10 protein-coding genes are annotated in these 12,413 nt (G+C 72.6%); 3 read left to right on the top strand and 7 right to left on the bottom strand.

Annotated elements, in window-relative coordinates; translation table 11 throughout:
* Positions 1-14: 14 nt before the first annotated feature.
* The 3 genes from KALB_RS46255 to KALB_RS02310 form a co-directional block, all read right to left on the bottom strand.
* The gene (locus tag KALB_RS46255) at positions 15-542 is read right to left on the bottom strand and encodes a DUF3558 family protein (RefSeq protein WP_158510701.1); all 528 of its coding nucleotides are present in this window, start codon (positions 540-542) and stop codon (positions 15-17) included.
* On the bottom strand, positions 539-1,003 hold the full coding sequence (locus tag KALB_RS46250) for a hypothetical protein (RefSeq protein WP_025354111.1): 465 nt from the start codon (positions 1,001-1,003) through the stop codon (positions 539-541). Before KALB_RS46250 ends, KALB_RS46255 begins: the two co-directional genes overlap by 4 nt.
* 138 nt (positions 1,004-1,141) lie before the next feature.
* Positions 1,142-1,663, bottom strand: coding sequence for a DUF3558 family protein (locus tag KALB_RS02310; RefSeq protein WP_025354110.1), 522 nt, complete (start codon positions 1,661-1,663; stop codon positions 1,142-1,144).
* Between the two features lie 160 nt (positions 1,664-1,823).
* On the opposite strand from KALB_RS02310, the gene KALB_RS02305 reads away from it, so the two are divergent.
* The gene (locus tag KALB_RS02305; protein ID WP_201771879.1) at positions 1,824-2,618 is read left to right on the top strand and encodes an SGNH/GDSL hydrolase family protein; all 795 of its coding nucleotides are present in this window, start codon (positions 1,824-1,826) and stop codon (positions 2,616-2,618) included.
* A 165-nt stretch (positions 2,619-2,783) separates the two neighbouring features.
* Here the strand turns inward: KALB_RS02305 and KALB_RS02300 are convergent, their stop codons facing one another.
* The 3 genes from KALB_RS02300 to KALB_RS02290 form a co-directional block, all read right to left on the bottom strand.
* On the bottom strand, positions 2,784-5,606 hold the full coding sequence (locus KALB_RS02300) for an AfsR/SARP family transcriptional regulator (RefSeq protein ID WP_025354108.1): 2,823 nt from the start codon (positions 5,604-5,606) through the stop codon (positions 2,784-2,786).
* 199 nt (positions 5,607-5,805) lie between these two features.
* A complete protein-coding gene (locus KALB_RS02295; protein WP_025354107.1) occupies positions 5,806-8,337 on the bottom strand; it encodes an ATP-binding protein in 2,532 nt (843 codons plus the stop codon).
* Between the two features lie 428 nt (positions 8,338-8,765).
* Positions 8,766-10,184 carry an FAD-dependent monooxygenase gene (locus KALB_RS02290; protein WP_025354106.1) on the bottom strand — a complete coding sequence of 473 codons (1,419 nt, stop codon included), beginning with the start codon at positions 10,182-10,184 and terminating at the stop codon, positions 8,766-8,768.
* A gap of 73 nt (positions 10,185-10,257) precedes the next feature.
* Between KALB_RS02290 and KALB_RS02285 the strand changes: the two genes are divergently transcribed.
* Entirely contained in the window at positions 10,258-10,881 is a 624-nt protein-coding gene (locus tag KALB_RS02285; protein WP_025354105.1) for a TetR/AcrR family transcriptional regulator C-terminal domain-containing protein, read from the top strand.
* On the opposite strand, the gene KALB_RS02280 is transcribed toward KALB_RS02285, so the two are convergent.
* Entirely contained in the window at positions 10,874-11,578 is a 705-nt protein-coding gene (locus KALB_RS02280) for an FAD:protein FMN transferase (RefSeq protein ID WP_025354104.1), read from the bottom strand. The two genes, KALB_RS02285 and KALB_RS02280, sit on opposite strands and share 8 nt — an antisense overlap.
* Positions 11,579-11,700: 122 nt before the next feature.
* Here KALB_RS02280 and KALB_RS02275 point away from each other — a divergent pair, with 122 nt between their 5' ends.
* Entirely contained in the window at positions 11,701-12,408 is a 708-nt protein-coding gene (locus KALB_RS02275; protein ID WP_030109194.1) for a response regulator transcription factor, read from the top strand.
* Positions 12,409-12,413 lie beyond the last annotated feature (5 nt).

Below are 12,413 nucleotides of genomic sequence, written 5' to 3'. Positions count from 1 at the left end.
CATCACAATCCTGGTCAGGCCGACGGCAGTTTCGGCTCGATGATCTTTGCAACCTGTTCGGCTGAGTCACAGGCGCTGGCGCGACCGGGAATGCTGGCGACGATGACGGTCACGCTGGAGTTCTGTGGGAGCGCCAACCCATAGGCGCACATGTTGGTCTTCTCGTTCACGATCTTCACCGCTGACCTGCTGCCCACGGTGGCCTTGCTGGGATCGCTCGCGCCCGGCAGGTGTAGCCCGTCAACGGCGGTGCCCTCGTGCAGGCCGATGTTCACGGCGACGCCGCCCGAGAGCACCCACAGGCAGTCCTGGCCCGCGGTCGTGGGCTGGCCGGTGATGCCAAGCTGCTTGAGGTCGGCATCGGAGAACAGCTTGCACGGGTTGACCACCGAGCCGCTCGAGGAGCTGGTGCTCGGCGCGGTGGTACCGGTGCTCTGCGCGGTCGTGGTCTGCGGCGAGGCAGACCCCGTTATGTCCCCACAACCGGCTGCCGCGGTGAGTACGGCCGCGCAGGACAGCGCCAGGACAACTGAACGCCTCACGCGTAACTTCCCGATCCGTCGACGCGGTGCTTCCCGGCCTGGTCGGCACCGTGGTAGTTGTTCACGCTGGTCTGGATGGTGCGCTTGAGCTCGTCGAGGCTCTGCTCGAACTTGGCCAGCGTCTCCTCGGCCGAGCCCGAACCGCCGACCGCGATCTGCGTGTTCCGGTTGCCGATCTGCTGGGCGTAGCCCTGGCCGAGGGGGGTGGCCGCCTGCATGTTGGCCATAGTCGCCCGAGCCGCGGACACCGCGTTCTGGATGTCGGAGAGCTTGCTGTTGATCAGTTCGGCGGTGTTGCCGTCGACGGCGAAGCTGCCCGCGGTCGCCGCGGCGGCCACGCCCTCCATGGCTGTGATCATCGCCCCGAAGCCGAAGATGTCGGCGCCGTTCTCCTTGGAGAACTGCTGCTGGGCGTAGTTCGCGGTGTTGCCCGCGCCCTGATCTGCGCCTGGTGTCGACATGGCTCTCCCCACCCGATGCTCGCTGCCGTGCACTGATGCTAGCGAATCGCCCACTCGGACGTAGGGCAGTTGGCCCAGGTTCCCCATGGGCGCGAAGTCACACGAACGGTTCAGCGCGAGTCGGGCATTGCGGACGTTTCAGGCATTCAGCGGCAATTTGGGGTCGATGACGAAGGCCACCTTCAACGCGTCGTAGCAGGCGGTTGGCGTGTCCCCGCCACCGATCTTGCTGACCTCGATCTGCGCGCTGGAGTGCGCGGCGGCCGACAGGTAGAGCTGGCACTTGCCGGCCTCGGTGCCGGTGACCCTGCGGCCCTGGCGCTGGTTGACGGCGGTGTCGGTGGCGGTCCCGCCGAAGGTGATGTCGTTGACGCCGACGGAGGGGAACAGGCCGATGGTGGCGAAGTAGCCCTGGGGCAGCAGCCAGCCGCAGGCGCTGGTGGACCCGCCCATGAACGCGGAGTGCGCGCTGCCCGCGATGCCGAGCCTGCCGCTGTCCTGCGCGGAGATCAGCGAGCAGGGGTCCACGTTGTCCATCGAGGACGGTCGGGCCGGGGTGCTCGGCGCGGGGGCGGAACTGCTGCTGGCGGCGCCCGATCCGCAGGCGGTCACGGCGAGCGCACCCGCGGCCAGCACGGCGGCGAGCCGGTACTTCTTCACGACGCCACTCCTCCACGATCACCGGCGAACGGCCAGATCCTAGCCGCATCCGCCGACCTACGGTGCCGTAACCGACGGTGGCGTAGGTCGAACCCGAGGGTGCAAGCTGTCCAGTTGGTTGGCGAGGCCAACCTTTCTGCCTGGAAGGGGAGGACGGATCGTGCACAGCTGGCAGAGCTACGTCGCCATCGGGGACAGCTTCACCGAGGGGCTGGAGGACCCCGGCCCGGACGGGGCCTACCGGGGCTGGGCGGACCGCCTCGCCGAGATCATGGCGGCGGGCAACCCGGACCTGCGCTACGCGAACCTGGCGGTCCGCAGCAAGAAGATGCGGCACATCCTGGCGGAGCAGGTGCCCGCGGCCGTGGCGCTGCGACCGGAGCTGGTGTCGCTGTGCGGGGGCACCAACGACATCCTGCGACCGGGCGCCGACCCGGACGCGGTGGCCGCCCTGTTCGAGCAGTGTGTGCGGCAGCTCACCGAGGCGGGCAGCAAGGTCGTGATCTTCACCGGTATCGACACGAAGGGCGTGCCGGTGTTGCAGCGGCTGCGCGGCCGGATCGCGACCTACAACGTGCAGCTGCGGGCGATCGCCGACCGGTACGGCTGCCTGGTGGTGGACCTGTGGCCGCTGACCGCCTTGCAGGACCGCAGGGCCTGGGCCGAGGACCGGCTGCACCCCTCACCGGAGGGGCACCGGCGGATCGCGCTGCTCGTGGCGCAGACCATCGGGGTGCGCACCGAGCAGGCCTGGGACGAGCCCTGGCCGCCCGCGCAGGAGCTGGTGGGGCTCGCGCGGCACCGCGCGGACCTGCGCTGGGCACAGCAGTTCCTGGTGCCGTGGATCAGCCGTCGGCTGCGCGGGGTCACCTCCGGTGACGGGCTGAGCGCGAAGCGACCCGAGTTGGGGCCGTTGTGCCAGCGGTCACGTCAGGGCCAGCAGGAGAAGTGCTGAGTTGTTGATGCGGCCGGGCGGTGCTCTCCCCAAGCACCGCCCGGCCGCAGGGTGACAGACCCCCCTCTGGGTCCCCCAGCATCACCCCTCCGCACCGGATCCGGAAACCGGTCCAGCGCCCGCCACCAACCTGTCACACCGCGCTGTACGGGCACTAAAAGTCAACTAAACAGCCAGCCGGGCGAGCAGCTGCTCGGTGTCGGCCGCGTAGGGCGAGCGCATCCGCCGGTAGACGTCCAGGGCCAGCCCGAGCTCGAAGCGGGCGGGCTGCTTGCGACCCTGGTCCAGGTAGAGCTCGCCGAGTTGGTGGTGCAGCATGGCTTCCACGTAGGCCATGCCGTGCTTCTGCGCCAGGCGCAGGCCTTCCCGCGCGTAGCCCTCGGCCTCGTCGTACCGCTTGAGCTGGCGGCTCACCCAGCACAGGTTGGCCAGCGCGCGGGCGGCGTCCTCGTCGTTGCCGCCAGCGCGGTGCAGGCCCAGCGCGCGCTGGTAGTTGTCGAAGGCGCTGTCGTAGCGGCCCTGGTCCTGGTCCAGCACGCCGAGGTTGTTCAGCGCCACCGCCTCACCCTGCTGGTCACCGAGTGTCCGGTACAGCGCGAGCGCGCGGCCCAGGTGGGTGTGCGCCTGCTCGTAACGGCGCAGCTCGGTGTGGATGCCGCCCAGGTTGTCCTCGGCGGTGGCCTGCAACGCCAGTTCCCCGAGCTCGCGGGCGATCTGGTGCGCGCGCTCGTAGTTGCGCAGCGCCTCGGTGTAGCCGCCGACCAGTTCGGCGGCGTTGCCCAGCCCGCGCAGCATGAGCGCCTCACCGGCCCGGTCGCCCACGGCCTGCGCGCTGGCGAGCCCGAGCCGGAACAGGTCGGCCCAGTCGGCGGCGAGCCCGCGCAGGTACAGGTAGGAGCGCAGGCACAGGGCGAGCTGCCAGGCGCGCCGGTGCAGGCCCTTCGCGGCGCCGAAGCGCACGGCGGCGACCAGGCCGGGCCACTCCGCGTCGAACCAGCGCAGGGCCTGGTCGGCGGTGGCGATGACCGGGGTCTCGCCGGGGTCGGCGGGCAGGTCGGGCCGGTAGCTGTCGCGCGGCGGGCGGATCAGCCGGTGCGCGTGGTCGGCCACGACCAGGTAGTGGTCCAGCAGCCGGTTGCCCAGTTCGGCGCGCTGCTCGGCGGTGAGCTCGGTCTCGGCCAGTTCCCTGGCGTGCAGGCGCAGCAGGTCGTGGATGACGAACCGGTCGGCCCTGGTCTCGGTGATCAGGTGGGCGCCCGCCAGCTCGCGCAGCCGCCTGCGGGCGGTGACCAGGTCGGTCCGGCACAGCGCCGCGACCAGGTACGGGGTGACCGTGGGCCCCTGGTGCACGCCGAGCACGCGGAAGGTCTCGGCCAGGTCGGGGTGCAGCGCCCGGTAGGACACGTCGAAGGCCCCGCGCACGCTGGTGTCGGCGTCCTCCAGGTCCAGCGCGCGCAGGCGGTGCTGTTCGTCGGCCAGCTCGGCGACCAGGTCCTGAACCGTCCACTGTGGACTCGCCGCGAGCCGGGCCGCCGCGATGCGCAGCGCCAGCGGCAGGTGGCCGCACAGCCGGGCGAGCGTGCGCAGCGCCTCGATCTCCTCGCCGCGGCGCTGGTGCCCGCCGCTGGTGTCGAGCAGTCGGATGGCCGCCTCGCTGGAGAGCGTGTCCAGGGTGAGCAGTCGCGCGCCACCGCGGGCCACCAGCCCGTCCAGCCTGCGCCTGCTGGTGACCAGCACGAGGGAGCCGGTGCCCGCGGGCAGCAGCGGGCGGACCTGCTCGGAGTCGCGGGCGTCGTCGAGCAGCACCAGCACGCGGCGCTCGGCGAGCACCGAGCGGTACAGGGCGGCGCGCTCGTCGGTGTCCAGCGGGATCGCCTCCGCCGGTACGCCCAGTGCGAGCAGGAACTGGGTCAGCACCTCGGCGGGCGAGGTGGGCGGCTGCGCGGAGTCGAACCCGCGCAGCGCGGCGAACAGCTGCCCGTCGGGGAAGGCGCCCGCGGTGCGGTGCGACCAGGTCAGCGCCAGCGCGGACTTGCCGATGCCGGGCGGGCCGATCAGCCCGGCCAGGGTGATGGCGCCCTCGCCGCCGGGACCGGCGTGCAGCAGGCCGTCCATCCAGGACAGCTCCACGTCGCGCCCGGCGAAGGAGCTGCTCGCGGGCGGCAGCTGGGCGGGGATGACCGTGCCGTAGGACAGCGGGCGGTGCGCCCCGGTGCCGGGCAGCCGCAGCGCGGGGTCGTCGCGCAGCACCTGCTCGTGCAGCTGGCGCAGCTCGGGCCCGGGGTCCACGCCGAGCTCCTCGGAGGCGTAGCGCTGGAAGCGGCGGTAGGACACCAGCGCGTCGATGCGCCGCGCCGAGCGGTACTGGGCGAGCATCAGCAGGCTGAGCAGCCGCTCGCGGGAGGGGTGCTCCTCGACCAGCCGGCGCAGCTCGCCGACGACCTCGGCGTGCTTGCCCAGCTCCAGGTCGGCGCAGACCCGCTCCTCCACGGCGACCAGCCGCAGCTCGTCCAGGTCGGGCAGGCCGGTGGCCAGCGGGGCGTCGACCAGCACCGGGCCGCGCCACAGCCGCAGCGCCGCGCGCAGCAGCTCGGCGCGCTCGGCGGCGGGGCGCCCGCTGGCCTGGGCGATCAACGTGCGGGCCCGGTGCAGGTCCACCTGGTCGGGTTCGACCTGCAACAGGTAGCCGGGCGGCCGGGTGAGGATGCTCGCGGGGCCGCCCGCGGTGCCCAGGATGCGGCGCAGCTTGGAGACGTAGCCGTGCACGATGGTGCGGGCGGTGTCCGGCGGGTCCTCGCCCCACAGCGCGTCCACGATCTGGTCGAAGGCGACCACCTGGTTGGCGTCGAGCACGAGCAGTGCGAGCAGGCTGCGCACCCCGCTGCCGCCCAGCGGCGCGGGCCTGCCGTCCAGCAGGATCTGGACCGGTCCGAGCACACCGAACTCCAGCAGCGGGCCGGTCCGTTCGATCGAGCGCGACTGCGTCATGCGGCGCCTGTCATGCTGGGCGGCTCCCTGGAGTTGCTGCGGCCTGGCCTGCGGCGGGGACAACTTACGCGACCTCATCGGACACGGGTGAGCACAGTCCCCCGTTCAGACCAAGGGGCAACCACTCACAGCAGCATCTCACAGCAGCCAGCGCCCGATCGAGGGAAAGCGCTCGCCGGTTTGCGAGTCAGGACACGAGTCAGGACAGCAGCTTCGCCAGCCGCACCCGCACGCTGGCCACCCAGGGGGAACCGATGTGGCCGAAGGACTTCAGCGCGTCCTGCCACACCGCGCGCGCCGCGGGCTTGTCGCCCCTGGCCAGGTGCACGTCCCCGATGCCGCGCAGCGCGTAGCCCTCGCGCAGCGAGGAGCCGCACACCCGGGAGAGCCGGACCGCCTCCGCGAAGCAGGTCTGCGCCCGGTCCAGCAGCCCGGCGCCGAGGTTGGTCTCACCCAGGTGCACCCGCACCCAGGCCTGCCGCTCCTCGTCCCCGAACTCCTCGTAGATCAGCAGGGCCTGGTTGTTGCAGGACAGCGCGGCCCGGTAGTCCCCGCGCAGCCGCGCCAGCTCGCCGAGGTTGCTCAGCGGCTGGGCCTGTAGGTACCGGTCGCCGAGCAGCCGGTGCAGTGCGAGGGCCTGCCGCGAGCGCTGCGTGGCCTCGGTGTGCCGGCCCAGGTGGAACAGCGCGGACCCGGCCAGCCCCGCACCCAGGGCCACCGCGGCCAGGTCGCCCTCGCCCATGGCCAGCCGCTGGCAGTCGTCGTGCTCGGTGAAGGAGCGCTCGTGCTGGCCCAGCCTGCCGTGCAGCACGCCAAGCCCGGACAGCATGAGCGCCTCACCGACCTGGTCGCCCGCGGCCCGCGCCGCGGCCAGGCCCAGCTCGTGGCTGGTGCGCCAGTCCTCCCACGGGCAGCGGACGGCGAGGAAGTCGAACAGCAGCCTGGCCAGCCGCCACACCGGGTCGTTGAGCCCGGCGGCCTGGGCCTCGCGCAGCGCGCCGATCAGGTTGGCGCGCTCCCGCTCGAACCAGGCCAGGGCCTGCCCTCGGGTGCGCAGCTCGGGGGTGACCAGCGGGCTGCCCACCGAGGGTGCGAGCCGGTCCACCGGCGGGCGGATCAGCCGCCGGGCGCGGTCGGCGACCACGCAGTAGTAGGCCAGCCCGCGGTGCGCGATGGCCAGTGCGTCGGCGATCGGCAGTTCGGTGGCGGCCACCTCGCGGGAGTGCAGCCGCACCAGGTCGTGCATGCCGAACCAGTCCTGGCCCAGCTCGGTCACCAGGTGTGCCGCGGCCAGCGCCCGCAGGGTTGCCCTGGCCGAGGCGGGCGAGCAGGAGTTCATCGCGGCGATCAGGTGCGGGCCGAACTGGCTGCCGGGCAGCAGGCCGATCATGCGGAACACGGCGGCGTGCTCGGGGGCGAGCCTGCGGTAGGACACGTCGAAGGCGCGGCCGACACTGATCTGCACCTCGTCGGCGTCGGAGATGTGCAGTGCGCGCAGCCGGTACCGCTCGTCGGCCAGTTCCTCGGCCAGCCGGGCCAGGCTGCCCCGCGGGGAGACCGCCAGCCGGGCGCCGACGATGCGCAGCGCCAGCGGCAGGTGCCCGCACATGGCGGCGACCCGGCGCGCGTTCACCGGGTCGTGCTGGGACCAGCGCACCCCGGTGACCTCGTCGATCAGCCGGACGGCCTGCGCGCGGGACAGGGTGCCCACCGGCACGTAGGCGGCACCGTCGCGGGCGACCAGCCCGTCCAGCCTGCGCCTGCTGGTGACCAGCACCAGCGAGCCCGCCCCGCCGGGCAGCAGCGGGCGGACCTGCTCGGAGTCGCGGGCGTCGTCGAGCAGCACCAGCACCCGCCTGCCGGTGAGCAGCGAGCGGTAGAGCGCGGCCCGCTCCGCCAGGTCGACCGGCACGTCCTCGGCGGCGACGCCGAGCGCGAGCAGGAAGCGGCGCAGCACCTCGGCGGGCTCCACCGGCGGGCGGTCCGGGTCGAACCCGCGCAGCCCGGCGTAGAGCTGGCCGCCGGGGAAGCCGTCGGCGACCCGGCTGGCCCAGGTCACGGCGAGCGCGGTCTTGCCGGCACCGGCCGCGCCGACCACCACGCTCAGCGGGCGGCCGTCCTCGGCCAGCAGCTGGTCCAGCGCGGCCAGCTCGTCCTCACGACCGGTGAAGCCCGAGGGGGGCGGCGGCAGCTGGGCGGGCACGACCTCGGTCCGGGACCGTTCGGTCACGGCCGGGGTCAGCGCGGGGTCCTCGTAGAGGATCCGGTCGTACAGCGTGCGCAGTTCGGGGTCGGCGGGCTGGTCGGTGTGGCCGGTGCGCTGGTGCTCGTAGACGGCCAGTGCCTCGCTGCGGCGGCCGAGCCGGTGCAGTGCGAGCATCCTGCGGCCGATCAGCTCACGGCGGGCGCAACCGGGCATGGCGGACGGATCGGCCTCGGCGATGACCTCGTCCAGTTGCACGTCCACCCGCTCGGGGTCCACCCGCAACCGATAGCCCCCCGGCTCGGCGAGCAGCTCGGTGCTCCCACCGGGGTCGGCCTTGTCCAGCAGCACCCGCAGCTCGTCGGCGGCCTCGGCCCGGTCGGTGGTCACCAGCAGGCCGGGCCGCAGCGCCAGCCGGCACAGCAGCTCACGCGCCTGTGCGTCCTCGACGACGAACGGCCCGTCCAGCCCTATCACCTCCACCTGACCGAGCAGGCGGATCAGCAGCCGATCCTCCGCCGCGGCCACGCGTGTCCCCCCAGATCAGGTGACTCCTCCTCCAGCGCAAGCTACCGGCGTGACCGAGGGCCCGTCTGCCCGCACGGGCCAAATTGCCCCTTATTCCTGCCCGATCTGGTGTGAACAAAGGAGAAACACGGCCCGAACGTATGAAGAGGACGCACCGGGTGCCGGGCCGTGGAGACGAAGCGGCCCCCACCCGGGTGCTCCCGATTGCGCCCGGGTGGGGGCCGCGCCTCGACGACTTGACCAACAGCGGTACGGGACTCACCCCGAGCGGGAACCCCGGACTGCTCTTGATCAACGTCAACGAAGCGGAAGTGGACCAGTGCCAAGGAATTTGGCAAACCGACCGCTCCCTGGTCTGCGCCTACAACCTAACAGAGCGCGTGCGAGCCGTCACAACCACCCACCCTTTTGGACTACCAGCACCCTGATCAGCGACGCAGCGTCGCCGGGGCACCAAACCACTGGCGCAGAACCGCTTCGAGGTCACGCGGGCCGCCATCGACCCACACCACGTGGCCGTCCGGGCGCAGCAGCACCGCCCCCGCGTCGAGCTCCTCGCCGCACTCGGCCACCACGTCCACCCGGTCCGCCCAGCCCGGCACCGACAGCCCCCGCCCGGTCTGGTCCAGCAGCAGCCCGCGCCCGGTGCGCAGCAGGTCGTAGAGCCGCCCCGACTTCAGCCCGACATCGCGCATCCGCTTGCCCAGCAGCGGATGCGCGCCCTCGCCGACCTCGTAGCGGATGTCCACCGCGCTGATCATCCCGGTGAGGTACCGGCAGGTGTCCTCCTGGTCGAGCAGTTCGGACAGGAAGTCGCGCAGGGACTCCGAGCGCATCAACTGGCCCTGCACCCGGGTGTTCTCCAGCACCCGGGCGCCCACCGGGTGCCGCTCCGAGTGGTAGGTGTCCAGCAGGCCCTCCGGGGCCCAGCCGTTGACCTGCGCGGCCAGCTTCCAGCCCAGGTTGAACGCGTCCTGCAGGCCCAGGTTCAGCCCCTGGCCGCCGGCGGGCAGGTGGATGTGCGCCGCGTCCCCGGCCAGCAGCACCCGGCCGACCCGGTACCGCCGCGCCTGCCTGCTGGCGTTGCCGAAGCGCGAGATCCAGCGCGGCGAGTGCGCACCGAAGTCGGTGCCCGCGACCTCGCGCAGCCGCTGCTTGATCTCCGCCAGGGTCGGCGGCACGCTGCGGTCGGCGGCCACCTCCGCGGCGTTCACCGTCACCCGGTACAGCCCGTCGCCCAGGTGGAAGCAGCCCAGCACCCCGTTGGGCCGGATGCCGAACGGGGCCTCGCCGGGGGACTCGGTCAGCTCCACGTCGGCCAGCACCATGTCCATCTGGGACGGCGTGCCGGGGAAGTCCACACCGAGCAGCCCGCGCACCGTGCTGCGCCCGCCGTCGCAGCCCACCACGTAGCTCGCACGCAACTGCTGCCCGTCGGCCAGCTCCACGGTGACGCCCTGCTCGTCCTGGCTCAGCCCGGTCACGGCGCTGCCCCGGCGGATCTCCGCGCCCAGCTCCAGCGCGCGCTCGGTGAGCAAGCGCTCGGTCGTCGCCTGCGGGGTGCCCAGCGCGAACGGGTGGGCGGTGTCCAGCAGGTCGTAGCGCAGCTTGAACACGCCGGCGAAGTGGCCGCCCAACCCCCTGCGCGGGCTGGACTCCACGAAACGGTCCAGCAGCCCGCGCTGCGCGAGCACCTCCACGCTGCGCACGTGCAGCCCCAGCGCCCTGGACTGCCCGCTGGGCTCGGCCAGCCGCTCCAGCACCACCGTGCGCACCCCGGCCAGCCGCAGCTCGCAGGCCAGCATCATGCCGGTCGGACCCCCGCCGACGACCACGACGTCGATCATCAGAACCCCCACGCTTAACGTCGTTAAATTTAACGTCGTTAAGCATGGATCTAACGACGTTAAGCTGTCAACCATGAAACTCAGCAGGGAGGCCGTGATCCGGGCCGCGCTGGAGCTGCTCGACGAGGTCGGGCTGGACGGGCTGACCCTGCGCGGGATCGCGACCCGGCTGGGCGTGCAGGCGCCCGCGCTGTACTGGCACGTCAAGAACAAGCGCGAGCTGATCGACGAGATGGCCACCGCGATCCTGCATGAGGCGCTGTCCGGGATGCCGCTTGCCAGCGAGCACGAGTCCTGGGCCGACTGGCTGGCCGAACTGGCCCGCGGCTACCGGGCGATGACCCTGCGGTACCGCGACGGGGGCCGGGTGCTGTCCGGGGCACACACCCCGGCGCCAGAGCTGTACCGGATGCTGGAGACGGTGCTGCGCGTGCTGACCGAGGCCGGGTTCTCGGCGCGGGAGGGGCTGCGCGCGATCACCACGCTGATCAGTTTCGTGTCCGGGTTCGTGATCGAGGAGCAGGCCCTGCAAGCCATCGCGGAGCGCAGGCTGGCCGAGGACCGCCCCGACCCGCTGCTGTTCCCACTGCTGAGCAGCGGGAACAGCAGTACGCTGGACAGCTCGGTCAGCGACGAGACCTTCGAGTACGGGCTCAAGCTGCTGCTGGACGGGATGCGGGTCGCCCGGCTCAGCTGACCTCGACCACGATCAGCTCGTCCAGTGCGGCCGAGCGGTGCACCACGTGCTCGGCGTCCACCGCGAACACCAGGCAGCCCGGCTGCGAGTCGGCCCAGGACACCCCGTCCGGGCCCAGTGCGTAGGCCGCCGCGGCCACCACCCCGGCCGTGACCAGGTCCGCCGCCACCACGCTGACCGCGAGCAGCCCGCCATCCGGGCCCCGTTCGACGGGCACGCGCGTGGCCACCGCCAGGTCGCGCACCCCCAGCACCGCGCACACCCGGTCAGCCAGCTCGGGGTGCCGGATGCCCACCAGCCACGGCCTGCCCGGTTCCGGCTCGCCCACGGCCAGCACGTCCCCGCCCGCGTTCAGGCAGAAGTTCGCCGAGCCCCCGGCCCGCAGCCGGTCGGCCGCCCGCCGCACCGCCCAGCCCAGCGCCGCCGGGCCGGGGTCCAGCCGCCCGCCGGGCGTGCGCGCGCTGAACGCGCCACCGGTGAGCCGCTCGTAGTAGGCGCAGATGCCCAGCACCTCGGCCAGGTCCACGGGCAGTTCCGCCAGCTCGCCCCGCTCCAGGCGGCACACCTGGCTGTCGGCCAGGCCTGGGTTGAACCGCCGGTCCAGTTCGGCCAGGCAGTCGTAGGCCCCGTCGGCGGGCACCCCGTCGCGGACCTCGATCGACACCGGTCGTCCCAGCAGCTGCTCGACTCTGCTCATACCTCCAGGGTGCGCGGGGCTGGTGGGAGCCGCCTTTGCGTCGGCTGTCGAATTCCTGTCGATGCGCCACGAGTGGTGGGTTCGGCTCGCCCGGTCCGGCCCGGGTGCAGCACGATGTCCAGGTGCGTGCGGACAAGGGCGAGCCGCCGGTCCGGCTGCTCGTGGTGGATGACGAACCGGCGATCGCCGACCTGGTGGCCACGGTGGCCCGCTACGAGGGCTGGCAGGCCAGGACCGCGGGCAACGGAGCCGCGGCGCTGACCGAGGCGGGCAGCTTCAACCCGGACATCGTGGTGCTGGACCTGATGCTGCCCGACATGGACGGGTTCACGGTGCTGGACAGGCTGCGCGAGTCCGGGGCGATGGTGCCGGTGGTGTTCCTGACGGCCAAGGACGGCACCGCCGACCGGGTCGCCGGGCTGACCAGGGGCGGGGACGACTACCTGGTGAAGCCCTTCGCGGTGGAGGAGCTGATGGCCAGGCTGCGCGCGGTGTTGCGGCGTACCACCGGCCCCGGCTGGAAGCGCTCGGTGCTGCGGGTGGAGGACCTGGAGCTGGACGAGGACACCCGCGAGGTGCGGCGCGGCACCAGGACCGTCTCGCTCACGCCCACCGAGTTCGAGCTGCTGCGCTACCTGATGCGCCGCTCCCCCGCCGTGCTGACCAAGGCGCAGATCCTCGACCACGTGTGGGACTACGACTTCGGCGGCCGCTCCAACGTGGTGGAGCTGGTCATCTCCCACCTGCGACGCAAGATCGACACCGGTGAGCAGTCACTGATCCACACCATCCGCGGTGTGGGCTACGTCGTGCGCCGCAACGGCGCGTGAGCCCG

Origin of the sequence: Kutzneria viridogrisea DSM 43870 (assembly GCF_000525635.1) — a bacterium.
Lineage (GTDB): Bacteria > Actinomycetota > Actinomycetes > Mycobacteriales > Pseudonocardiaceae > Kutzneria > Kutzneria viridogrisea.
The sequence above is the reverse complement of the archived record's forward strand: the minus strand, read 5'-3'. Positions and strand labels throughout refer to the sequence as shown.